This window comes from Nonomuraea sp. SBT364 (assembly GCF_001083785.1).
GTDB lineage: Bacteria > Actinomycetota > Actinomycetes > Streptosporangiales > Streptosporangiaceae > Nonomuraea.
The window spans coordinates 52929-74320 of sequence record NZ_LAVL01000007.1; the positions used below are offsets into that span (position 1 = coordinate 52929).

Here is a 21392-nt window from a genome sequence, read left to right on the forward strand (position 1 = left end):
TGGTGCGCGAACGTGCATGATCCGGCCGACGAGTGAGGTCGCCGGCCGGATCGGTGCCGTCAGCCGTTCACGTGGCCGACGGCGTCGAGGATGACAGCGCAGACGGCGTCGGGCTGGGACACCGCAAGCGCGTGCGAGGCGCCTGGCACCTGCCTGGTCCCGCGCGAGACGGCCCGGTCGGCCATGAACCGGACCGTCTCGGCCGGGATGTTGAGGTCGCGCTCGCCGTACACGAACCAGGACGGCAGGGAGCGCCATGCGGGCCGGCCGGTCAGCCCGTCGGTCAGAGCCCGCTCGGTCACCGGCCGCTGGGTCGCCCCCATCAGCGCGGCCTCGTCGGCATCGAGGTCGGCGCAGAACTGCCCGTGGAACTTCTCCTCCGCGATGCGGAACTCGTTGCCGCCGGAGGAGACCGGATATGCCTCCAGCGCGCCGCCAAGGGTGCTGCCCTCGAACTTGGCCGACAGCAGCAACGCGCTCTCGCCGGAGTCGGGGGCGAAGGCGGCGACGTAGACCAGCGCGCGCACGGCGGGGTTGTCCGCCGCTGCCTGGCTGATCACCATGCCGCCGTAGGAGTGGCCGACCAGGACGACCGGGCAGCCGAGGCCGGCGATCACGTCACGCAGGTACGCGGCGTCGCCCTCGACGCTGCGCAGCGGGTTCGCCACGGCCACGGCCCGCCGGCCATGGCCGTGCAGGTGCTTGATCACGCCGTTCCAGCTGGCAGACTCGGCGAACGCGCCGTGGACCAGGACGACGACCGGTTCTTCCTTGCTGGTCATGACTCCGCCTTTCCGTGGTTCAGGACGGTCTTGAGGACGTCGGCGGCCTGGGCGACGGCGGCGCGGGCCGCGGCGGTCGGCCGTACGGGGTTGAGCATCATGAAGTCGTGCAGGGTGCCGTTGTAGCGGACGCTGGTGGTGGACACTCCTGCCTCGGTCAGCTTGCGTGCGTAGGCCTCGCCTTCGTCGCGCAGCACGTCGTTCTCGTCCACGATGAGGAACGCGGGCGGCAGCCCCTTGAGCTCCTCGGCGGTGGCACGCAGCGGTGAGGCGGTGATCTCGGCGCGCTGGGCGGGGTCGGTGGTGTAGGCGTCCCAGAACCAGGCCATGGCCTTGGCCGTCAGGTACGGCCCGTCGGCGAACTCCCGGTAGCTGCCGGTGTCCTGGCCCGCGTCGGTCACCGGGTAGTACAGCGACTGGTGCACGAACCGGACGTCACCGCGCCGCTTGGCCAGGATGGTCAGCGCCGCCGTCATGTTCCCGCCGACCGAATCGCCGGCCACCGCGAGCCGGGAGGCGTCCAGGCCCTCCGCCGCGCCGTCCCGGATGATCCACTGCGCGGTCGCGTACGCCTGCTCGATCGCCACCGGGTAACGCGCCTCCGGTGAACGGTCGTACTCCACGAAGACCACCGCCGCGCACGCCCCCACGGCCAGTTCTCGCACGAGCCGGTCATGGGTGCCCGCGTTGCCCAGCACCCATCCGCCGCCGTGCACGTACAGCACGACGGGCAGCGCTCCGGACGACCCGGCGGGCTTGACGATCCTGACCCGCACGTCCCCCGCCTCGGCCGGCACGACGATCCACTTCTCGTCCACGTCCGGCTTGTCGATCGGGGCCGCTTGGAGGTCGTCCAGCACCTTGCGGGCACCCTCGACCCCCAGTTCGTAGAGGAACGGCGGCTTCGAGGTCGCCTCCGCCAGATCCCGTGCGGCTGGTTCCAGGATGTGTTCACTCATGACGTCTCTCCTTGTTCGCGGTCGGTCTCCCGGAAGCCGATCTCCCGGTGAGTGCTGTCACACAGCGGTTTGTTGGCGGAGCGGCCGCAGCGACACAGCGTCACCCGGTTGCGGACCTCCAGCGGCCGGCCGTCCGAGCGCACGACCGGCAGGCCTCCGGTGACCCACAGCGCGCTGGCCAGGCCGTCTTCCTCTTCCAGGACCGCGATGGCCTGCGGGAGGTCGGCCTCGATCGTCTCGCCGCCGCGTTCGAGGGCATAGCTGTAGGAGCCGGAGGCGCAGTGGTCGATGCGGCCCATGACCGTGGCGCGCACGTCACTGTCGCCGGTATCGGCGAGCATCGAGGCGATCGGCCGGGTACGGCCGAGACAGAAACCGGTGTGGATGCACAGTTCCCCCACCCGCTGCGCCGAGATCCCCGCTCCGTCGTGGATGTGCTGCAGTTCCCGGTACGGCCGCATGGGAGCGTTTTCGGTGCCGTCGAACCCGATCACGGCGTGGGTTCCGTCGCAGAACGGCTTGGCACCCGAATGGCCGCAGCGGCACAGCGCGTACGTCTCCTCGGTTTCCAGAGGCTCGCCGGTCTGCCAGGTCACCGCGTCGTTCTCCGAGGAGACGATTTTGCGTTTGCGCCGGAGCGGTACGCCGCCGTACACGACATACGGACCGTCGCGCAGGACGACGATCCGCTGCCGGCCGCCGTGAACGGGCGCCGTGTACTCGAAGGTGGGACCGTCCGCACCCGGCATCCCCAGCAGAGCCTGAGCTTGGGCCTTGAGGGTGTACATGGTGCCGGTGGCGACCTTGAGCAACCTCGGGCTGCCGTTGAAGGCCTGCTCCAGTTGGTGCAGCATGGCGCAGTAGATGGTGTTGAACTCGTCCTGGGCGGCGCGGGCCGCGGTGCCGGGGGCGGCGGGCCGCGGGTTGGGCCTCATGGGCAGGATGCCTGCCGGGTCCACCTGGATCGGCTCGCCGGTGGGGCCGGTCCTCGCGGTGTCCCCCCGCTGGTAGCGCCGGCCGAGTTTGAGCTCCTGGAAGCGGTAATAGTGCGCCACCTCGTCCCGGTCGGGGTGGAAGACGTCCGGGTCGCCGTCCCAGACCTCACCCGCCGAGGCGCCCTCGCCCTGCTCGACGATCTCCTCCAGCGCCGCCAGGGCCGACTCCAGGCCGTCGACCACGATCAGACGCCCGGCGGTGTGCCTGAAGTGGGCGGCGCCGACCTGGCGGGCCGGGTCGCCGCAGAAGACCTCGCGCTCCCCGAGCCGGTCGCACAGGTCCCGCAACCCCTGTTCGATCGCGCCGTAGAATTGCCCGATCGTCTCGTAGCCGTCGGCCTCCACCGGCGCGCCCGGCGGTGCGGGCTGTTCGACGCGCATGAACATGTCGAGTGCCTCGTCGCCGAACGGGAGAAGCGACAGCCTCAGCGAGGGATCGCCATGGGGGAGGGTCCGGGGATGCGGCGGGAGCATCCGCGGCGTGTCGAGGCGAGGGCTTCCGCCGACGGCGTTGAGCAGGTTCGCCGCCAGCGCCAGGTGCAGCATCTCTTCGGCGAAGACGCTGCCCACGACCTGGACCGCTTCGGGATTCTTCTCGGGATCCAGGGAGTACAGCGCGCACAGGTAGGGCGGCAGCGTCGCGTGCTCCAGCTCGATCGCCCACTGGAGATGCTCACGGAGGCTCCCGAGCGTTCGGATCCGCGCCTCAGTCGGCATGGTCGCCCGGCCGGAGGTTGTGCTCCAGCACTTCGACGGCGTCATGGAGACCCCGCAGGCCGATCTGCTCGCGCTGGGCCTCCAGCGGGTCGAACAGCCATTCGGTGACCGGCGTGGCGCCGGCTTCCTCCGGACGGCTTTCCTCGATCATGACCACTTCGGCCTCGATCACGACCTTGAGCTCGTGCAGAAAGTTCGACTCACTGCTCATGATGGCTCCCCGCGTTCGTTGAGTGGATGGACCTCGCCGGACGGAGTCGGCCGACGCCGTCCGGCGAGGAAAGCTACTTCGTGCTTCCGTCCAGCCAGGCGCGGTAGCTGATCTGGCCGAACGTGGCGCCGTCGGCGGGCACCAGGGTGCGTTCGCCGGGCACACTGCCGAAGTAGCGGGCCTGGGGGTCGGAGACGACCGGGCGGGCGTCACCCCACGCGGAGAGGGCATCGCGGAAGAACTCGTCCATCCGGTACTGCTTGGGCCCGGCGACCTCGGTCCTGCCGTTCAGCGGGGCGCCGACTGCCGTACGGCCGACGGCTTGGGCGACCTCCTCGCCGGCGATGGGCTGGAAGCGCACGGGCGCGATGTGCACCTCGCCGTCGACGGTGGAGGTGTCGGCGATGCTGCGGATGAACTCGTAGAACTGCGTGGCGTGGACGAGGGAATAGGGGATGCCCGACTTCTCGATCAACTGCTCTTGAGCGATCTTCGCGGCGAAATAGGCGTTCTCCGGCAGCCGTTCGGTTCCGACCACCGAGAGCGCGACATGGTGCCCCACGCCCGCCGCGGCTTCGGCGGCCAGCAGGTTGCGGGTCGAGGTCTCGAAGAAGTCGAGTACGGCGGCGCGTTCGAAGGAGGGGGAGTTCGACACGTCCACCACCACGTCCGCGCCCGCCAACGCCTGGGGCAGCCCTTCGCCGGTCAGCGTGTTGACGCCGGTGTTCGGGGCCGCAGCCACCGCTTCGTGGCCGTGCTCGCCCAGCTTGGTGACGACCTTCGACCCGATCAGGCCGGTTCCGCCGATGACGACCACCTTCATGGTGTTGCCCTCTCTGTCCGCCGGGGCGCTGTCCGTCCCGGTCGCAGCTAAGACCGGACAGCCCCCTGCAGTCGTGACAAACACCGCGAAAAGTTCTGATCGCTGACGGAAGGACGGTCCAGAGCTCGCCCCCGCCCCAGGTCACGGTTCGTGCCCGGGAGCAGCGCGTCGTGCGCCCGGACCTCACCGGCGTCGACGTCGTACTCCTGCTCAGCGGCACTAAGCACACCGCGGAGCCGCTGCTCGCCGCCGAGCCGCAGTCCTGCGGGCGGGCGCTGCCGTACTCTCCGCCCGCCCGCCTGCCTCTGGACGGCCCCACCCCTATCACCCAACCTGCTTCCGCGCCGCCTCCGGGGGATGAGCAGCGGGCGAAGCTGGTCGAGGCCCGTACGAGCGGGGCGGCCTGCTGGCGACAGCCCCGATGACCTATTCAGCGGTCGTGCTCGGGGCCTGCGCGGTGGTCCGTCATTTGTAGTCGTTCTCGGCCAGAGGCACGACGTACGCCCGGCGCTCGCAGATCAGCCCGTCACGCATCACGAACACCTCGCCCATCGCGGCGCGCATCACCGCACCGTCCTTCTGGCGCGCTTCGAGGGTCATCTCGGCCATGACGACACCGTTCTCCTCGACCATCCGGGTGATCGTCACCTTCGGAGGGACCCCGACCGGGTCCGGTCCTTCGATGTTGGCGTCGTAGGCGTCCTTACCGGTGATCCGGTAGTGGCCGAAGACTGTCCACACGATGTCGTCGGTCAGGCAGGACAGGATCTGCTCGTGGTCGGACTTGTTGAATCCGTCGATGTACCGCTCGACGGTCCGCTTGTTCGTGGACTGGCTGGCAGCGAACATGGTCTCCTCAGTTCTGCGTCGTTCGCTGACTGGTCGGTGCCGGTCGAGTGTTCTTGACATGCCGCTGAAGAAAGTCCGGCGATGTGCCGGTCCACGACGCGGTCCCGGTACGGGGTCCGCATCATGTCAGGGGCTCAGCGGGCAGAGCCTGCGGGTCCTTCGATGATCACAGGTCGCAGGCGCACCGACACCGCGAAGGCCACGGCGATGACCGCCATGCCAATGCCGGCCCACAGATTGGCGTTCACGTCACCGGTCTTGGCCCGATCCGAGGCCGAGTCCACGACGAGACCCATGATGATCAGCACGATGCCGTAGAACCCGATCAAACCCGCGATGAACACGCGCACGTCGAAGGCGCCGACCCTGCGCGGTCCAGCACGTTCGCCGCCGGTGGCGGCCCGTTCGTCTGTCATGTGTCGGTTCCTTCCCAGAACGGTCATCTGAAGATCACGTTGAGCGCGGTGACGAGCACGAGGGAGATGCCTGCGAGCTTCACCGGCGCGCGGTACCAGGGCAACCGGCTCGCCGCCGGATCGGTGCGCTGCTGCTTGGGCGTCTCCGAGAGGACGAGCCCTCCGAGTTCGCTCGCCGGCTTGGGCGAGGTCATCAGGCTGACCAGGACGCTGACGGTGATGTCGACGACGAAGGCCGCGCCCGCGGCCACGAACGCCGCCCCCTGACCGGGCAGGGAGAAAACGCCCACCTCGTTGAGCAACCACACGGCCACCGCGCCCAGCGTCCCGGACACCAGCCCCACCCAGCCGGCGGTCGCGGTCATCCGCTTCCAGAAGATGCCCAGGATGAAGGTGGCGAACAGCGGAGCGTTGAAGAAGCCGAACAGGGTCTGGAGGTAGGTCATCAGGTTGCCGTATCCGGCGGCGATGAAGGCGGTGCCGATGGCCAGGCCGGTCGCGCCGACCGTGGCCCACCGGCCGACTTTCAGGTAGTAGCCGTCGGAGCGGCCCTTCTTCACGTATTGCTGCCACAGGTCGTAGCTGAAGACGGTGTTGAAGGCGGAGATGTTGGCCGCCATGCCGGCCATGAACGCGGCGAGCAGGCCCGTCAGGGCGATGCCGAGCAGCCCCGTGGGGAGCACGTCGCGGATGAGCAGCAGGATCGAGTCGTTGTAGGTGATCCCGGCGGCCTGGTCGCCCGCCTTGAGCCGCATCACCTCGGGCACCAGGACTCCGGCGATCATCCCCGGGATCACCACGATGAACGGGATGAACATCTTCGGGAACGAGGCGATGATCGGCGTGCTGCGTGCCGCGGACATCGATTTGGTCGCCATCGCGCGCTGGACCTCGACGAAGTTGGTCGTCCAGTAGCCGAAGGAGAGCACGAAGCCGAGGCCGAAGACGATGCCGATGACAGACAGGACCGAGCTGCCGAACCCGGCCAGTTCGTTGCCCGGCCACGAGTCGAGCTGCCCCGCGCCGCCGCCAACGGATGTCCGTACCTTGTCGATCAGCCCGTCCACGCCTCCGACGCGGTGCAGCCCGATGAGGGTGAGCGGCAGCAGCGCGGCGACGATGACGAAGAACTGCAGGACCTCGTTGTAGATGGCCGCGGACAGGCCGCCGAGGGTGATGTAGCTGAGGACGATCGCGGCGGCGAGGAGCAGGGCTACCCACAGCGGCCAGCCGAGCAGGCCATTCACGACGGTGGCCAGGAGGAACAGGTTGATCCCCGCGATGAGGATCTGGGCCAGGGCGAAGCTGATCGCGTTCACCAGGTGCGCGCCAGGCCCGAAGCGGCGGCGCATGAACTCGGGAACGCTGCGCACCTTGGACCCGTAGTAGAAGGGCATCATCACGACGCCCAGGAAGAGCATTGCCGGGATGGCGCCGATCCAGTAGTAGTGCATGGTCGGCATGCCGTATTCAGCCCCGTTGGCCGACATGCCGATGATTTCGACAGCGCCGAGGTTGGCTGAGATGAACGCCAGCCCGGTGATCCAGGCGGGCAGCGACCGCCCGGACAGGAGGAAGTCGAGACTGCTGGAGACTCTCCGGCGGGCCGCCACTCCGATCAGCAGGACCACGGCGAAGTAGACGAGGATCAGCGCGTAGTCGACGACCCCGGCGCCGATCCTCAGCGGGTCGTCCACCGGGACTCCCCTGGCAGATGCGCGATGCACACGGCGTTGAGGACGAGCCTGCTCATGGTGTGCCCCTGTTGTCGGTGTATTCGAAAGTGGGTCCGGCCCCGTCGGGCATCTCCATCAGTGCCTGCGCCTGCCTCTTGAGCGTGAACATGGTGCGGGTGGCGTCCGCGAGTTGCTTCGGGCTCCCGTTGAATGCCTGCTCCAGCAGTTGCAGGAGATCGCAATAGGTGCGGTTGACCTCCTCCTGCGCGATTCGGGTCGTACTTCCCGGCGCGGCGGGTCGCGGGTTGCGGCTCATCGGGCGCACCCCCGCCAGGTCCACGGAGATTCTCTCCCCGGTGGGCCCTGACGCTGCGGTGTCGCCTCGCCGGTAGCGGCGACCGAGTTTCAGCTCCTGGAAGCGGTAGTAGTGGGCGACCTCATCGCGCTCCGGGTGGAAGACGTCCTGCTCGCCGTCCCAGACAGAGCCGCAGGCCGTACCTTCGCCCTGCTCGACGATCTCCTTCAGCGCGCCCAGGGCGGACTCGAGATCCTCGACCGCGAACAGTGATCCGCCGGTGTGCCGGAAGTGGGCGCCGCTGATCTGGCGGGCCGGATCCCCGCTGAAGACGGCCTCCTCACCGAGCTGATCGCACAGGTACCTGAGTCCCTGCTCGATCGCGGCGTAGAACTGCCCGATCGTCTCGTAGCGGTCGTCCTCCGGCGGAGCGCCCGGCGGAGCGGGCCGTTCGAGACGCAGGAACATCTCCAGCGCTTCGGCCCCGAACGCGACCAGCGACACCTCGAAGGAAGGGTCACCGTGCGGCAGCCTTCGCGGGTAAGGCGTGAGCATCCCCGGCGTGTCCAGCAGCGGTCGTCCGCCGACGGCGTTGAGCAGGTTCGCGGCCAACGCCAGGTGCAGCATCTCCTCGACGAAGACGCTGCCCACCACCTGGACCGCCTCAGGGTTGCGCTCGGGATCCAGCGAGTAGAGCGCGGTCAGGTACGGCGGCAGCGTCACGTGCTCCAGCTCGATCGCCCACTGAAGGTGCTCGCGCAGGCTCTCGAGCGTGCCGATCCGCGGCGTCGTTTCCTGCGGGTTCTCGTGCGTCATCGGCGTCATGCCCCGGTGCTCCTGCGGGGGGCGCGGCGGCTCGCGCGCTGGAGCAGCTCTTCCTCGTCCGCCAGGGTGAGCATCTGCTCGCCGGGCACGATCTCCCGGAACGCCTCGCCGGCGCCGAAGGCAGGGCCGGAGTGGCGGTGCGGCGGCGGCCCCGGGTTGAACGGCGGGTGCGCCTCCCGCAACGCGGTCGACTGCGGCCTCGGTTCGTTGCCCGTCACCACGAACCCCCTTTCTGACTGCCGGGCGACCCGTCTGCCACCCGATCGCCAGCTAGGACAAAACAGCCTTCGGGGGTTGTGACAACCACCGGAAAGTTCCCCCGCACCTTCCGATGGCGTTCAGAGACTCACGCCTTCGTGCGATGTGTACGGCGCTGCGGCGAGAGGACATTCGACGGCATGAACATCACGTACCTCGATGCCCCTTGCCTTCATGTGCGCGGAACGCAGCCGCCCGTCCCCGCCGGTTACGTCGACGGCTGCGAGGACTGCCGGCAGTCGGGCGGTCGATGGGTGGAACTGCGCGAGTGCCTGACCTGCGGCTACGTCGGCTGCTGTGACACCTCTCCCGGCCGGCACGCCGCCGCGCACTGGGCCGCGACCGCCCACCCGGCGACCGCCTCGCTGGAGCCCGGCGACCGGTGGGGCTGGTGCTACGCCGACCGGCGCTACCTCAGGTCCGTACGGCGGGGCCGCCGGATCACCGCGTAACGGAGTCGTGTTCGAGGACCATCCGGGTGAGTTCGACCCGTGAGCTGATCCCGAGTTTGGTGAAGGCGTGCCACAGGTGGGTGCTGACGGTGTGCGGCGACAGGAAGAGCCGCTCGGCGACCTGCTTGTTGGTGGCGCTGCCCGCGACCAGCTTGACGATCTGCAGTTCGGAGACGGTGAGGCTGTCCCAGCCCGCGGTGGGCCTGCTGGGGGCCTCGCGTGATCGTCGCTCCCCCAGGCTCCTGAGGCGATCGCGCACGCGGGAGGCGTCACCCTCCGCGTCCGCCTGCTCGTAGAGCCGCAAGGCCGTGTCCAGATGGACGATCGTGCCCGTGTCCTCCAGAGCTCCCGCCAGCACGAGCGGCCGGGGGATGTCCTGGTACAGCTCTATGGCGTCGGCCAGCAGAGCGACGTCGCCGTCCACAAGGGCGCGGGCGTGCAGGGCCGTGGCCGCGTAGATCGGGATGCCGGGGTTCTCGCGGTGACGAGTCTCGGCGAACTCGGTGACCAGGGCTGCGCGGGCATCGTCCCCCGCCCTCAGCGCCATTCTGACGAGGACGGGCTCGTCGGCCGGGTCGGGCGGGGAGGCCAGCGGCGAGGTCGGGCGATAGTAGGAAGCCGCGGCGTGGCCGGTCAGCTCCATCGCCAGGGCGAGGTCACCCTCGGCGGCGGCGATCTGCGCGGCCAGCCACGCTCCCGCCCGCCGTACCTGCCCGGCCTCGGCCCCCATGATGGACGCGGCGAACTCCCGGCCGCGCGCCAGGTCCTGCGGGTCGCCGGTGTGCAGGGCGACGCGGCCGAGCACGTATCGGGTCGAGACGTCGTCGAAGTTGCCAGGACCGACTTCGTCGGACATGGCCAGGACCGCTTCGGCCTCGGCGCGCGCGTCGCTGAGCCGCCCCGCGTCCAGGTAGATCCGGCAGCGCGCCATCCCGAGCATCCTCAGCATGCCGGCCTGTCCGTGATGCCGTGCCCGGCGTACGCCGTCGTCCGCCTGGCCAAGCGCTTCTTCCACCCGCCCCAGCGTGGTGAGCAGCAGGGCTCGCCACACGCCAGGCAGCCACAGCCCTCCGGAGTCGACGTCGCGAGCCGCGGCGACCGCTTGGTCGATGAGGTCGACAGCACCGCGGGCGTCGAGCCGGCGGTTGGCGATGATCGAGCTCACGCCCAGCAGCGTGGCCCGTGACGCCTGATCGGCCGCCTGGTTCGCGGTGGCCAGCGCGGCTGGGATCAGGTCTTCCGCCTCGGCAGTCTCATCGGCGTCCATGAAGGCGAGGTTGAAGGCCAGCATGGCCATCAACTGGGCACGGGTGCGGGGCGGGAGCCCCGGCAGGGCCACTCCGGCCCGGCTGTGCCCTACGGCCTCGCTGAAGGAACGCCGGTTTGCCTCGAGCGCCAGGCCGAGCCTGATGCCCGCCTCGACCTCGACGGGCAGCGGCCGGAGCAGCGCGCTCTCGGCCAGTGCGACGGCTTCGCTCGCGTGGCCCGTCTGGGAGAACAGCGGCAGGGCCTCGGCGATGAGGCCCGCCTGCCCGAGCGGGTCCAGGGCGGACAGCTCGATCGCGCGGCGGCTCATCTGTACGGCGGCCGACGGTGCGACAACCGCCAGGTCACGGACGGCCTGGCGGAGCAGCGTGATGGCGGTGCGGTCGCCGGGCTCGGCGGTCTCAGCCAGGTCAGCGGCGATCCGCGCGACCGGGACGCCCTGAGCGAGCCGCAGGTCGACGGCCTGGCGGCGGAGCGCCTTGCGCAGGGTTGCGGGCAGGGCCGCCTGGATCGACTCGCGGATCAGGTCGTGGCTGAAGACCAGCGTGCTGTCGCGCTCGACCAGGAGATCGGCCGAAAGGAGCTCCTCCAACGGTTCCAGCAGCGTGACGGCGGATTCTCCGATCAGCTCGGCGAGCTGGTCGATGGAGACCGTTCTGCCCAGAACCGAGGCGATCTGCGCGGCCTTCCTGGCCAGTGGGGAGACCTGCTCCAGGCGGTGCTGGACGGAGGCGTGGAACCGCAGGGGCACGCGCTGCCGGGTCAGCCGGGCGACACCGTCGGCGACGGTGATCCCTCCCTCGTCGAGCATGCCGTTGATCAGCTCGGTGAGCAGCAACGGGCGGCCCTGGGCCCGCTGTGCGAGCTGCAGGATGGCGCCGTCGGGAGTGGCCGCGAGCAAGTCGCCGGTCATCGCGGCGACCGCCTTGCCCGCCAGGGGGGCGAGCGTGAGGTGCTGCCCTCCGGGCCGGGCCAGCGCGGAGATCGTGGCGCGGACGTCGGGGCTGAGCGGCCCGGTCCGCGCGGCGAGGATCCAGGCGATGGGGTGCAAGGACAGCCGGTGCGGCAGGGTGCGCAGGGCCAGCAGGGTGCCCTCGTCGCACCACTGCAGGTCGTCGATGGCGATCACCAGCGGCTCGGCCAGCGCGGCGCGCTCCAGGTGCTCGTGAAGTTCCTGCAGCAACCAGTACGTCCCCGGAGCCGCCTGGACCGTGCCGGCCGGGATGATCTGGTCGGGGCCGGAGTGCAGCGCCCCGAGCAGGGCGCCGAAAGGGATGGTCTGCCCATCCGGGTCGCCGCCGCCGTGGATGACGCGCAGCCCCGCCTCCTCGGCCATCTGCCGCGCCTCGGTGAGCATGCGAGTCTTGCCGATGCCGGGGCTGCCCTGGATGAGCGTCGTCGTGCCCCGGCCGCTGGTCAGTGCGGCAAGGTGGGTACGCAGGGCGGCGACTTCGGACTGCCGTCCGCGCAGCCGGTGCCGTCCGTACTCGGCCGAGGCGCCGATCTTCGAATCACGCGCGTTCACGTTGCCCTCCGTTCGGTGACGTCAATGACGGATGCCGCGCTCGGTCAGGTGTCCGGCGATGACCGGTGCCCGTTCTGCCCGGACAGATCGTCATGATCAATGTCCGTGCTGAGCGAGACCGGCCGCCAGCGGTCGAGCTCCTGGGCCACCTGTTCGAGCTTGGCCTCGACGTGGGCGACGGCGTCGGCGCCGAGTTGCAGCCGAAGCGGCGGGTCGTCGACGGTCAGGAGATCGACGATGGCGGAGGCCGCCTTGCGCGGATCCCCCGGCCGGTGCGGTTCACGATCGAAGACGGCAGGCACGGTGTTGAACCGGCCGAGTTCGGCGACGGTCACGCGGACGCCGTCCTCCGCCAGTTCGGCGCGGAGCGCCTCGCACAGCGCCTCGACGGCTGCCATCGAGGCCCCGTGCAGGCCCGAACCGGCCTGGGCCGAGAACCCGGCGGCCGAGCCGACCACGATGATCCGCCCGGTCTGCTGCGAAGTCAGCACCGGCAGCACGGCGCGGGTCACGGCGAGCATCCCGAAGACGTTGACGTCGAACACGGCCCGCACCTGCGCGTCCGCCGTCTCCCTCAGCGGGGCGCGTTGGATCGTGGCCAGGTCGTGGACGAGCACGTCGATACGGCCGAAGCGGCTCATCGCCTGCGCGACGGCCGCCTCCGGCCGCGACGGATCCAGTTCCAGAGGGAGGAGTTCGCCGGCGAAGTCCGCTGCCAGGTCAGAAGCGGCGGCCACCCGGTGCCCTCTCCGGAGCGCTTCGCGGACGACGCGCTGCCCCATGCCGCGCGCGGCTCCCGTGACGAACCAGACGGCCATACGTGTCCACCCGAGGTCGGCGCCTCCCCGGGCGGGAAGCGGTGTGGACCACGGTGTCAGTCCTGGGTGGTGGGATACATCGCACGAACATGCGATGTTTCATTCGGCTGCTTCGAGCTCCTTGAGCACCTCGGCGGCCTTGTCGCCGTCGCCCTCCTCCTCGTACAGCCGCGCCGCCTCCGCCAGCGCCTCGCGGGCCTCCACGAGCCGGCCCGCGCACCGCAGCGCGGTGCCGAGCCTGTGCTGGGTGAGCGCCACCGAGAAGGGCAGCGGGTGGACGCTCAGCTGCGGCAGTGCCTGCCGGTAGGCCTCGACCGCCTCTTCCCAGCGCTGGAGCGTCAGGTAGGTGGTGCCGAGATGGCCCAGAGCGGCCCCGAGCATGTAGGTGGTGATGATCGGGAACCCGCCGAAGGCGGGGTCACGGAGTTCGGCCACCAGCGCGAGGTTGCGCTCCAGGGCGGCCTCCGGGCGGCCGGCCCGCCGCAGGGCGTGGACCTCGGTGAGCACGGCCTGGGGGTAGTACTCCAGATCGCCGCCCCGCAAGGCAAGGCCGGCACCCCGGCGGGCGTAGTCGAGCTCCTGCTCCAGTCTCGCCGGATCGCTGCGCAGAGCCCAGGCAAGGTGGATCAGAGCCGCTCCCTGCTGGGCGAGGTCGCCGACCTCGCGGGCCAGTTCCAGCGCCTGCGAGGCGCAGGTCTCCGCGTCCTTCATCCGGCCTTCACACACGTACATCGCCCAGGACAGCTGGTTGATCTGCGCCGCCTCCTCCCGCCGGTCGCCGATGGCCTGCGCCGCAGCGGTGGACAGCGTGAACACCTCGACCCAGTGCCCCCACTTGGGCCACATGTCCGGGAACCGGTTCATGGATCCGGCCACCTCGATCACTGTCGCGTGCTCACCGCGTCGTGCCGCCGAGCGCAGCGCCTCCATCCAGGCCGCGCCTTCCGCCTGCAGCCAGACGCGCGCCTGCGTCCTGCTGTCGAGTGGGACGTGGGAACGCCACTCCGGCGGCGGCGTGCCGTACTCGGGCTCGAACCAGCGCGCGGCGACCACCGCCACCTCCAGCAGCCAGTGCTCCATCCGCGAGCGCGACGCCTCCCGCTCCTCGGCCGGCTCCTCCTGCTCCAGCCGGGCACGGGCATACAGCCGGACCAGGTCGTGGAAGCGGTAGCGGCCGGCGTACGGCGAGCTGAGCAGTCCCAGGTCGACCAATTCCTCCAGCGCGTCCTCCGCGTCGTCGAGCTGGGTCAGGACGGCGGTCATCGGGATGCCGAAATCGGACCCGGCGGCCAGCGCGAGCCGCCGGAAGGTCTACCGGGCAATGGGGGTCAGCTGCTCGTAGGACAGCGCGAACGCGGCGGCGACATGCAGGTCCCCGGCGGTCAGCGCGTCCAGGCGGTGGTCCTCGTCGCCGAGCCGACCGGTGAGCTGCCTGATCGTCCAGCCCGGACGGCTCTGCAGCCGGTTGCCCGCGATGCGCATGGCCAAGGGCAGGTGGCCGCACAACCGGGCGAGCTCGCCGACGGCGTCGGGCTCGGCCTCCGAGCGGGCCTCGCCGACGATGGCACGCAGCAGCGCGGCCGCCTCCGGCTCGGCGAGCTGGGCCAGCGGAATCTGGTGCACCCCCTCCAGCCCGGCCAGCGGACGGCGGCTGGTGATGAGAATCATGCTCGGCCCGTCGCCCGGCAGCAGCGGCCGTACGTGGCTCTCGCTCTCCGCGTTGTCCAGCACGATGAGACAGCGCCGCTCGCGCAGCAGCGCCCGGTAGTGGCCGGCGCGTTCCTGCTCGTCGGCCGGGATGCTGCGCTCGGCTACTCCCAGCGCCCTGAGCAGCCGCGACAGGCCGTTCGAGCTGGTCAGCGGGGCGGCGTCCATACCTCGCAGGTCGAGGAAGAACCGGCCGTCGGGAAACAGGTCCGCCAACTGCCCGGCGGCGTGGACGGCCAGCGCGGTCTTGCCCATGCCCGCCGTACCCGAGATAGTGGCGATCGCGGCGGCGTCGTCCGCGCGGGAGCGCCGGGTGGCCAAGTCGCGCAGCACGCCCAGCTCGCGCTCACGGCCGGTGAAGTCACCAACGCCGCGGGGCAGCTCGCAGATCCCGGCGGTGGAGGGAGCGGCGCGCGGCCGACCGACGCGGGCGGCTGCGAGGAGCGCGTCGCGACCCGCCTGCGACAGTCGCAGCGCCTCGGCGAGCGCGGCGACGGTACGGCCCTGAGGCCCTCGGCTGACGCCGCGTTCCATGTCGCCGATGGCCCGCACGCTCACCCCCGAGGCGTGTGAGAGCCCCTCGATCGTCAGCTCCGCGGCCAGTCTGTGGGCTCTCAGCAGCGCTCCGAAAGAGTCGCTCACCTCTGCTCCCTTTCCCCGGCAGAAGGCGGAATCGGCTACTTCTGCCTGTCGTTCTGCCTCGTCCCACAAACGCCCTGTTTGATTCCATTGTCCTACACGATCTCCGCCTGAAAACGGCACCTCTGGCCGAGCGCCACTCCACGGAAACGGAACGAGCACATGAGCCTCAACAACGCGGCTGCAGCGGGCTTCTCGGTCCCTTCTGAGCGTCGCCCTGCCGCAGACACCTTCCCCACGATGCCGCTGCGCGGCCGGGAGCCCGAGCTGTCGGTGCTGCGTGACCGGCTGCGCGACCTGCGGCGAGGGCACGGCGGGGCCGTTCTGATCGAGGGAGCGCCGGGGGCGGGCAAGTCACGCCTGCTCGCGGAGGTCGCCGATCTGGCCGCGGCCGGCAATCTGCGCGTCAGGGCAGGCGCCGGCGCGCAGGACGGCCATGCCGTACCTTTCGCTCCCCTGCTGGACGCGCTGCTGGCCGGCCCGGCGCCGCTCGTGGCGCGCGAAAGGTTGCTGGCGCTCAGCGAGGCGGAGGAACAGCGCTTCTGGCTGCTGCGGGAGCTGCAGCACGAACTGGAGAGAGCCGCGTCGGCTGCTCCGCTGGTGATACTCATGGACGATCTGCAGTGGTGTGACGCGGCCACCCGCAGCGCCCTTCGCACGCTGCCCGCACGCCTGTCCGGCCGGCCCATCCTGTGGGTGCTGGCCATCCGCGAACAACATCAGGCCGGTACGGCTCGTGCCTGGCCTGCGGAGCGGATCGTGCTGCGACCGCTGTCGACGGAGGCTGTGGCGCTGCTGGCCCAGGACATCCTGCAGGCCGTCGCCGAGCCCGTGCTGCTCGAACTCGCCAGGAAAGCCGACGGCCGGCCGCTGCTTCTTGTCGAGTTGCTGAACGGGATGCGCGAGGAAGGCGCCATCACCATCCAGAACGGGATGGCGCATCTCACGGCGGCCGGGGGCATCCCCATGCGCTTCCGCTCCTCGATCCGGCAGCGCCTCGAACGGCTCTCGCCGCTGGCCCGCGACAGCGTCCGCTTCGTGGCCATGCTGGGCCGCGACGCCGACGTCGAGGTTCTGGCCGAACTCCTGCGGTGCTCGCCCGTCGACCTGATGGGCCCGCTGCAGGAGGCTCTGCGCGCCGACCTGCTGACCGACCTCGACGGCCGGCTCGCCCTGCGCAACGACCTGGTCCGCGAGGCCGTACGGAACAGCGTGCCCGCCGCGTTCAAGGACCTCGTCCGCCGACAGGCCGTCGATGTGCGGCTGCGGCGCGGCGCAGCCGCCATGGAGGTGGCGGCCGACCTGGCGGAGGTCGCCCAGCCGGGCGACCACGAGGCCGTCTCGCTGCTACGCCGGGCCGCCACCGACCTCGCGCCCACCTCCCCTGCCGCCGCGGCCGCCCTGAGCGGCCGCGCCCTGGAACTGGCCCCCGCCGACCACCCGGACCGCCCGGCACTGATCGCCGAGACCGCCGTCCTGCTGTGGCTGACCGGCCACGACGACGAAGCCCGCGCGATGGCTGCCGACGCCCTGGCCGGGCTGCTGGAACCAGAAGGCGAGGCGCAGGTACGGCTCAGCCTGGCCAGGCTGTCGAGCCAGCGCTCGTTCGCCGAGGCAGTCAGGCAGTGCCGTGTTGCGCTGGCCCTGCCCGGGCTGTCGGAGACGACCCTGGCGCACCTGCTCACCCTGCAGGCCCTCGCTCTCATCGTGGCCGGCGACCTGGAGGAGACCGGTCGCGCCGCCGAGGCGGCGCTGCTCGCCGGCTGCTTCTGCGGCAATCGCGCCATCGAGGCCACCGCGATGGCGGTGGAGGCCACGCTCTCGTTCCACCGCACGGACTGGCGGCATGCCTTCGACCGGCAGGACGAGGCGGTACGACTGGCGACCGACGCGGGCATCCTGCACTCGCCCTGGATCCCCGGGCCGTCCTGGCAGAGCTTCCTGTGGAGCTCGGCGGGCGAGCCCCTGCGCGGACTCGAGGAGATCGACCTCGCCCTGGGAAGAGCGCGGGCGCACGGACAGGTCGCCGCAGCGCGCATGTGGTCGCTGTACCGCGTCCGTATGCTGCTCGACGCCGGCCGGCTGGCCGGCGCCTGTGCCGAGGCGGAAGCCGCCCTGACCGAGGAGGGCGCGCCGGGGAACACCGCCGACGTGACAGCCCGCTACGCCCTGGGCCGTTCGGCCCTGTACGCGGGTGATCGTCTCGGCATCGCCCAGCTGGCCGCCGACGGCCTGCGCATGACAGGTGACGAGGCTCCCTTCATCACCAGGGCAGGCTCCTGGATGCTCGCTCTGGTGGCCGATTGCGACGAGGACCCGGCACGCGCCATGGCCCACGCCGCGGCGGCGGTCGCGCTGGGCCCGGACGGCGCGACCGGGGCGACACCGCTGGACGCGGCCGACGACGTGGTGTTCGTCCGCATGGCCCTGCGCGCCGGTGACCGCGAGGCGGCCGCGCGCATGGTGCGCGAGGCCGAGGACCGGGCCGGGCGCAACCCCGAATTCCCGTTCCTGACCGCTGTCGCGGAACACGCCCGCGGACTGCTCGACGACGACGCGGCCCTGCTCTCACGTGCCGCGGAACGGTTCGCCGGCTTCCCCCGGCCGATCGTCCGCGCGTCGGCGCTGGAAGACGCCGGCCGTACCCTGGCGGCCACGGACCGGCGGGCCGCCGTCGCCCGCCTGAAAACGGCGTCGGAGCTGTACGAGCAAGCCGGAGCGTTGCGGGACGCGGCCCGGGTGCGGCGGCGGCTGCGCGAGGCCGGGATACGCCGGCGCGGCCGCAAGTCCGGCGCCGCGCGCGGCTGGGACGGGCTGACCGCCGCCGAATTGCAGGTGGTCAGGCACGTGGCCCAGGGCGCCACGAACCGGCAGGTCGCAGAGCGGCTGTTCCTGTCGCCGCACACCGTCAACACCCACCTCCGTCATGCCTACACCAAGCTGGACGTCAATTCGCGCGTGGAATTGACCCGGCTGGTCATGGAACACGACGGCTGACCCGGTACCTCAACGGAAAGGAAGCGGCAACTTCATGGCCTACCTGCCTGTCGGCGTCGACCACGGCCATACCCCGGTCGAGCTCTGCTTCGAGGACTACGGTGACGGTCGTCCCGTGGTCCTGCTCCATGACTGGCCGCTGTCCAGACATATGTGGGCGGCACAACTGGCCGCGCTGGTGGAGGCCGGGTATCGCGTGATCACCTACGACCGCCGGGGATTCGGCGACTCCACCCGTCCCTGGGGCGGCTACGACTACGACACCCTGGCCGGCGATCTCCGTGCGGTGCTTGAGAGGTTGGAGCTGAGCGACGCGACGCTGGTGGGAGCGGGGATGGGCGCAGCGGAAATCGCACGCTATCTCACCCGGTACGGCCCGGCGGGGATCGCGGGGACCGTCCTGGTGGGGGCCGCGCTGCCGTACCTGTATCGCTCCTACGGCAACCCACAGGGCCCCTGGACCCACGAGCATTTCGACCATCTCAGGGCGCGGCTGGGCACCGACAGGTTCACCATGCTCGACTACTACGTGACCCGGATGTTCCGGGCCGGCGACCGCGTACTGCTGAGCGACCTCCACCGCGGCCACTACCGCGACCAGGGAGCCGTCGCGTCCCCGCAGGCGCTCGACGCCGGGCTGGCAACGCTGGCGCGCAGCGATCTGCGCGCCGAACTCGCCCTTCCGGTGCCGACGCTGATCATCCACGGCGAGCACGACGAGATCACCCCGTTCGCGGCCACCGGCGCGCGGATCGGCTCCGCTGACGTGGAGGTGATCCAGGACGCGCCGCACGGCTGCCAGGCCACGCACCCCCTGCGCTTCAACCGCACGCTGCTCCAGTTCCTTGCCGGCAGCTGACGCGGCGGGCGCTTACCGAGTCTGGTCGGTCGGCCGGACGAGGATCTTGTTGATCGCGACGTGTTCCGGCTCCTGCCGCAGCGGCTCGGCGAAGGCGGTGACACCGAACTTCGTCGCGGAGTAGACCGCGTCGCCCGCCGACGCCATCCGGCCCGAGGTCGAGGAGACCTGCACGACCGTGCCCCTGCGTTCCAGCAGGTAAGGCAGCGCCGCATGGACCACGAACATCGACCCGAGCAGGTTGGTCTCGACCATGCGTACCCACTCCGCAGTGTCCGCGCCCTCGATCGGACCGGCGAGCATGACTCCCGCGTTGTTCACCAGGATGTCCAGGGCGCCGAAGTGCTCGACGGTCTTCGCGACCGCGGCCCGCGCCGATGCTTGGTCGGTCACGTCCAGCCCCAGCGCCGGCATCTCGCTGGCCGCCATGTCCACAGCGTGTCCAGCCGGGCGACGCGGCGGGCTCCGACGACCACCTTGGCTCCCTCGGCCGCAAGGGCCAGAGCAGTGGCCTCGCCTATGCCCGACGACGCGCCGGTGATGAGGACGACTCTCCCCTCCAACGTGTCGCTCATCACGCACTCCTTCTCATGGTGATGTCGGCGGCGAGAAACACTTCCAGCTCAGCCAGGTCGCCGGTCCGCGTCGCATCGAGAAACACCTGCACGAGGCGCTGATACTCGGTGATGTCCACCGGCCTGCGTCGCCCGGTCTCGATGCGTTCGCGGGCTCGCCGTACGAGCTGCCGCGCATACGCCGCGTCCAGGTGAAGGACCTCGGAGATGCGCCGGTAGGGGTAGTCGAAAGCCTTGCGCAGGAGGTAGGCGGCCCGCTCGGCGGGCGACAGCTTCTCCAGCAGCACCCGGACCGCGAGGTCTACGGCCTCATGCTGCTCGGCCGCCGAATCAGGACCGGCGCTGTCGTCGTTCCTTTCGGCCAGCCAGGGGCCGGGGAACGTCTCACGACGCATGCGCGCGGACTGGACGACGTTGAGAGAGAGCCTGACGGTGGTCTTCGCGAGGAACGCGGGCGCGTTGACGATGGCCGAGCGGTCGGCGCGTTCCCACCGCAGCCATGTCTCCTGCACCACGTCCTCGGCCTCACCCGCGTCCCCGAGATAGCGGTAGGCGATCGCGAAGAGCCGCGGTCGTGTGGTGATGAACGCAGCTTCGCGGTTGACGTTCTCCGTGAAAGGGCCGATGGGGATCATTCGTCTCTCCAGCTGAGGGCCTGCATCAGTCGGAGCCCAGCAAACGCCCGACGAGGCCGGACGACATCGCACGGATGCTTGACATCCGGGCGGAACGCCAGGCGACGATGCCGGCCGCGCGCCGCGAGGGGCGGTGCGATCTCAAGTCTTCGTGCGATGTGTGCCGGCCACCGCGCTGAAACCGTGGAGCACGCACCGACAGAGGAGGTCGCCGGCGCACCCGGCACCCTCACCGGCCGTGATTCATCCCTTAACGAAAGGTCTCGTCATGCGTCATCGACCGTCCGTCTGGCAGAGCGCCGCCGCCGCTCTCGGCCTGGCCGCCGTCACGCTGTCCACCGCTCCCGCCATGGCCGGCACCGCCGAGGGCACCCGGCCCACGGTGGTGCTGGTCCACGGCGCCTTCGCCGACGCAAGCAGCTGGGACAGGGTCACCGCCCAACTGCAGCGGCGCGGCTACCCGGTCGTAGCGGCCCCCAACCCGCTGCGCACCCTGTCAGGGGACGCCGCCTACATCGCGAGCATCCTCAAGAGCATTCCCGGCAAGGTGATCCTGGTCGGCCACTCCTACGGCGGCGTCGTGATCACCAACGCCGCCCGCGACGCCGGCAATGTGAAGGCCCTGGTGTACGTCGCGGCGTTCCTGCCGGACAAGGGCGAGAGCACAGAGACCGTGCTGGACCCCGAGAAGTTTCCCGGCAGCCTGCTCGGCCCGGCCACGCTCGACCAGCGCCCGTACACCGACGCGGCGGGCGAAGGCGTCGACCTGTACATCAAGCAGGCCAGCTTCCCCGAGGTGTTCGCCGCCGACCTGCCCGCCGACACGGCCCGACGGATGGCAGTGGCCCAGCGTCCCTTCGGCGTGGGCGCCTACACCGGCGTCTCGGGCGCCCCGGCCTGGAAGAAGATCCCCAGCTGGGTCATCGTCAGCGGCGAGGACAAGGCCATCGCGCCCGCAGGTCAGCGGTGGATGGCCGCGCGGGCCAAGGCTCGCACCATCGAGGTGAAGTCCTCGCACGCCATGTCGCTGAGCCACCCGTCCGCCATCACCGACGTCATCGTCGAAGCCGACCGCCGTACCCGTTAACAGCCGGAGAGGGCCGGCCCGCCCGT

General features: G+C 70.6%; 22 protein-coding genes. 5 read left to right on the forward strand and 17 right to left on the reverse strand.

Features of this window, described 5'->3' with window-relative positions; genetic code table 11:
* Positions 1–59: 59 nt before the first annotated feature.
* The 5 genes from ADY59_RS05660 to ADY59_RS05680 all read right to left on the reverse strand — a co-directional run bounded on the left by ADY59_RS05660 (position 60) and on the right by ADY59_RS05680 (position 4487).
* On the reverse strand, positions 60–782 hold the full coding sequence (locus ADY59_RS05660; RefSeq protein ID WP_049558561.1) for an alpha/beta fold hydrolase: 723 nt from the start codon (positions 780–782) through the stop codon (positions 60–62).
* Complete coding sequence (locus tag ADY59_RS05665) at positions 779–1741, reverse strand: alpha/beta hydrolase (RefSeq protein WP_049558564.1); 963 nt, start codon at positions 1739–1741, stop codon at positions 779–781. Before ADY59_RS05665 ends, ADY59_RS05660 begins: the two co-directional genes overlap by 4 nt.
* Entirely contained in the window at positions 1738–3453 is a 1716-nt protein-coding gene (locus ADY59_RS48410; RefSeq protein ID WP_082309884.1) for a ferritin-like domain-containing protein, read from the reverse strand. The genes ADY59_RS05665 and ADY59_RS48410 overlap by 4 nt, the downstream gene beginning before the upstream one ends.
* A complete protein-coding gene (locus ADY59_RS05675; protein WP_049558567.1) occupies positions 3443–3664 on the reverse strand; it encodes a hypothetical protein in 222 nt (73 codons plus the stop codon). The genes ADY59_RS48410 and ADY59_RS05675 overlap by 11 nt, the downstream gene beginning before the upstream one ends.
* A 73-nt stretch (positions 3665–3737) precedes the next feature.
* A complete protein-coding gene (locus ADY59_RS05680) occupies positions 3738–4487 on the reverse strand; it encodes an SDR family oxidoreductase (RefSeq protein ID WP_049558568.1) in 750 nt (249 codons plus the stop codon).
* A 170-nt stretch (positions 4488–4657) separates the two neighbouring features.
* On the opposite strand from ADY59_RS05680, the gene ADY59_RS05685 reads away from it, so the two are divergent.
* Positions 4658–4912 (forward strand): hypothetical protein, encoded by a 255-nt coding sequence (locus ADY59_RS05685; RefSeq protein ID WP_049558570.1) that lies wholly within the window; start codon positions 4658–4660, stop codon positions 4910–4912.
* A gap of 40 nt (positions 4913–4952) precedes the next feature.
* Here ADY59_RS05685 and ADY59_RS05690 read toward each other — a convergent pair whose 3' ends face one another.
* From ADY59_RS05690 to ADY59_RS05710, 5 genes are all read right to left on the reverse strand, one after another.
* Positions 4953–5336, reverse strand: coding sequence for a nuclear transport factor 2 family protein (locus ADY59_RS05690; RefSeq protein ID WP_049558573.1), 384 nt, complete (start codon positions 5334–5336; stop codon positions 4953–4955).
* 134 nt (positions 5337–5470) lie between these two features.
* Entirely contained in the window at positions 5471–5779 is a 309-nt protein-coding gene (locus tag ADY59_RS05695) for a hypothetical protein (RefSeq protein ID WP_197093451.1), read from the reverse strand.
* A complete protein-coding gene (locus ADY59_RS05700) occupies positions 5776–7449 on the reverse strand; it encodes a sodium:solute symporter family protein (protein ID WP_049558582.1) in 1674 nt (557 codons plus the stop codon). The genes ADY59_RS05695 and ADY59_RS05700 overlap by 4 nt, the downstream gene beginning before the upstream one ends.
* 52 nt (positions 7450–7501) lie before the next feature.
* Entirely contained in the window at positions 7502–8548 is a 1047-nt protein-coding gene (locus ADY59_RS05705; RefSeq protein WP_049558583.1) for a ferritin-like domain-containing protein, read from the reverse strand.
* Positions 8545–8766, reverse strand: a complete 222-nt coding sequence (locus ADY59_RS05710) for a hypothetical protein (protein WP_197093452.1) — start codon at positions 8764–8766, stop codon at positions 8545–8547. Before ADY59_RS05710 ends, ADY59_RS05705 begins: the two co-directional genes overlap by 4 nt.
* A gap of 180 nt (positions 8767–8946) precedes the next feature.
* Between ADY59_RS05710 and ADY59_RS05715 the strand changes: the two genes are divergently transcribed.
* A complete protein-coding gene (locus tag ADY59_RS05715) occupies positions 8947–9258 on the forward strand; it encodes a UBP-type zinc finger domain-containing protein (RefSeq protein ID WP_049558591.1) in 312 nt (103 codons plus the stop codon).
* On the opposite strand, the gene ADY59_RS05720 is transcribed toward ADY59_RS05715, so the two are convergent.
* The 4 genes from ADY59_RS05720 to ADY59_RS48420 all read right to left on the reverse strand — a co-directional run bounded on the left by ADY59_RS05720 (position 9248) and on the right by ADY59_RS48420 (position 15216).
* Positions 9248–12049: a helix-turn-helix transcriptional regulator gene (locus ADY59_RS05720; protein WP_049558593.1), complete on the reverse strand. Its 2802-nt coding sequence runs from the start codon at positions 12047–12049 to the stop codon at positions 9248–9250. The genes ADY59_RS05715 and ADY59_RS05720 overlap by 11 nt on opposite strands.
* A 44-nt stretch (positions 12050–12093) precedes the next feature.
* The gene (locus ADY59_RS05725) at positions 12094–12867 is read right to left on the reverse strand and encodes an SDR family NAD(P)-dependent oxidoreductase (RefSeq protein WP_049558594.1); all 774 of its coding nucleotides are present in this window, start codon (positions 12865–12867) and stop codon (positions 12094–12096) included.
* A gap of 99 nt (positions 12868–12966) precedes the next feature.
* Positions 12967–14130 (reverse strand): tetratricopeptide repeat protein, encoded by a 1164-nt coding sequence (locus tag ADY59_RS48415; protein WP_049558595.1) that lies wholly within the window; start codon positions 14128–14130, stop codon positions 12967–12969.
* Positions 14131–14178: 48 nt separating this feature from the next.
* The gene (locus ADY59_RS48420) at positions 14179–15216 is read right to left on the reverse strand and encodes an XRE family transcriptional regulator (RefSeq protein ID WP_049558597.1); all 1038 of its coding nucleotides are present in this window, start codon (positions 15214–15216) and stop codon (positions 14179–14181) included.
* A gap of 237 nt (positions 15217–15453) precedes the next feature.
* Between ADY59_RS48420 and ADY59_RS05740 the strand changes: the two genes are divergently transcribed.
* Both ADY59_RS05740 and ADY59_RS05745 read left to right on the forward strand, forming a co-directional pair.
* On the forward strand, positions 15454–18210 hold the full coding sequence (locus ADY59_RS05740) for a helix-turn-helix transcriptional regulator (protein ID WP_049558599.1): 2757 nt from the start codon (positions 15454–15456) through the stop codon (positions 18208–18210).
* A 34-nt stretch (positions 18211–18244) separates the two neighbouring features.
* Positions 18245–19069 carry an alpha/beta fold hydrolase gene (locus ADY59_RS05745; protein ID WP_049558602.1) on the forward strand — a complete coding sequence of 275 codons (825 nt, stop codon included), beginning with the start codon at positions 18245–18247 and terminating at the stop codon, positions 19067–19069.
* Between the two features lie 12 nt (positions 19070–19081).
* Here the strand turns inward: ADY59_RS05745 and ADY59_RS05750 are convergent, their stop codons facing one another.
* The 3 genes from ADY59_RS05750 to ADY59_RS05755 are packed head-to-tail and all read right to left on the reverse strand — an operon-like array spanning position 19082 to position 20279.
* Positions 19082–19498: an SDR family NAD(P)-dependent oxidoreductase gene (locus ADY59_RS05750; RefSeq protein ID WP_197093453.1), complete on the reverse strand. Its 417-nt coding sequence runs from the start codon at positions 19496–19498 to the stop codon at positions 19082–19084.
* Positions 19459–19644, reverse strand: a complete 186-nt coding sequence (locus ADY59_RS53250) for an SDR family NAD(P)-dependent oxidoreductase (RefSeq protein WP_197093454.1) — start codon at positions 19642–19644, stop codon at positions 19459–19461. Before ADY59_RS53250 ends, ADY59_RS05750 begins: the two co-directional genes overlap by 40 nt.
* Complete coding sequence (locus ADY59_RS05755) at positions 19644–20279, reverse strand: sigma-70 family RNA polymerase sigma factor (protein WP_053174468.1); 636 nt, start codon at positions 20277–20279, stop codon at positions 19644–19646. The genes ADY59_RS53250 and ADY59_RS05755 overlap by 1 nt, the downstream gene beginning before the upstream one ends.
* 268 nt (positions 20280–20547) lie before the next feature.
* On the opposite strand from ADY59_RS05755, the gene ADY59_RS05760 reads away from it, so the two are divergent.
* Positions 20548–21366 carry an alpha/beta fold hydrolase gene (locus ADY59_RS05760; protein ID WP_049558605.1) on the forward strand — a complete coding sequence of 273 codons (819 nt, stop codon included), beginning with the start codon at positions 20548–20550 and terminating at the stop codon, positions 21364–21366.
* Positions 21367–21392 lie beyond the last annotated feature (26 nt).

Bases quoted from the DNA above. Each gene is read 5' to 3' on its own strand.
- ADY59_RS05705 (WP_049558583.1), bottom strand. From the start codon at position 8,548: ATGACGCCGATGACGCACGAGAACCCGCAGGAAACGACGCCGCGGATC.
- ADY59_RS05740 (WP_049558599.1), top strand. From the start codon at position 15,454: ATGCCGCTGCGCGGCCGGGAGCCCGAGCTGTCGGTGCTGCGTGACCGG.
- ADY59_RS05750 (WP_197093453.1), bottom strand. From the start codon at position 19,498: ATGGCGGCCAGCGAGATGCCGGCGCTGGGGCTGGACGTGACCGACCAA.
- ADY59_RS05715 (WP_049558591.1), top strand. From the start codon at position 8,947: ATGAACATCACGTACCTCGATGCCCCTTGCCTTCATGTGCGCGGAACG.
- ADY59_RS05745 (WP_049558602.1), top strand. From the start codon at position 18,245: ATGGCCTACCTGCCTGTCGGCGTCGACCACGGCCATACCCCGGTCGAG.
- ADY59_RS05665 (WP_049558564.1), bottom strand. From the start codon at position 1,741: ATGAGTGAACACATCCTGGAACCAGCCGCACGGGATCTGGCGGAGGCG.
- ADY59_RS53250 (WP_197093454.1), bottom strand. From the start codon at position 19,644: ATGAGCGACACGTTGGAGGGGAGAGTCGTCCTCATCACCGGCGCGTCG.
- ADY59_RS05755 (WP_053174468.1), bottom strand. From the start codon at position 20,279: ATGATCCCCATCGGCCCTTTCACGGAGAACGTCAACCGCGAAGCTGCG.
- ADY59_RS05680 (WP_049558568.1), bottom strand. From the start codon at position 4,487: ATGAAGGTGGTCGTCATCGGCGGAACCGGCCTGATCGGGTCGAAGGTC.
- ADY59_RS05695 (WP_197093451.1), bottom strand. From the start codon at position 5,779: ATGACCGTTCTGGGAAGGAACCGACACATGACAGACGAACGGGCCGCC.
- ADY59_RS05690 (WP_049558573.1), bottom strand. From the start codon at position 5,336: ATGTTCGCTGCCAGCCAGTCCACGAACAAGCGGACCGTCGAGCGGTAC.
- ADY59_RS05675 (WP_049558567.1), bottom strand. From the start codon at position 3,664: ATGAGCAGTGAGTCGAACTTTCTGCACGAGCTCAAGGTCGTGATCGAG.
- ADY59_RS48410 (WP_082309884.1), bottom strand. From the start codon at position 3,453: ATGCCGACTGAGGCGCGGATCCGAACGCTCGGGAGCCTCCGTGAGCAT.
- ADY59_RS05660 (WP_049558561.1), bottom strand. From the start codon at position 782: ATGACCAGCAAGGAAGAACCGGTCGTCGTCCTGGTCCACGGCGCGTTC.
- ADY59_RS05725 (WP_049558594.1), bottom strand. From the start codon at position 12,867: ATGGCCGTCTGGTTCGTCACGGGAGCCGCGCGCGGCATGGGGCAGCGC.
- ADY59_RS05760 (WP_049558605.1), top strand. From the start codon at position 20,548: ATGCGTCATCGACCGTCCGTCTGGCAGAGCGCCGCCGCCGCTCTCGGC.
- ADY59_RS48415 (WP_049558595.1), bottom strand. From the start codon at position 14,130: ATGACCGCCGTCCTGACCCAGCTCGACGACGCGGAGGACGCGCTGGAG.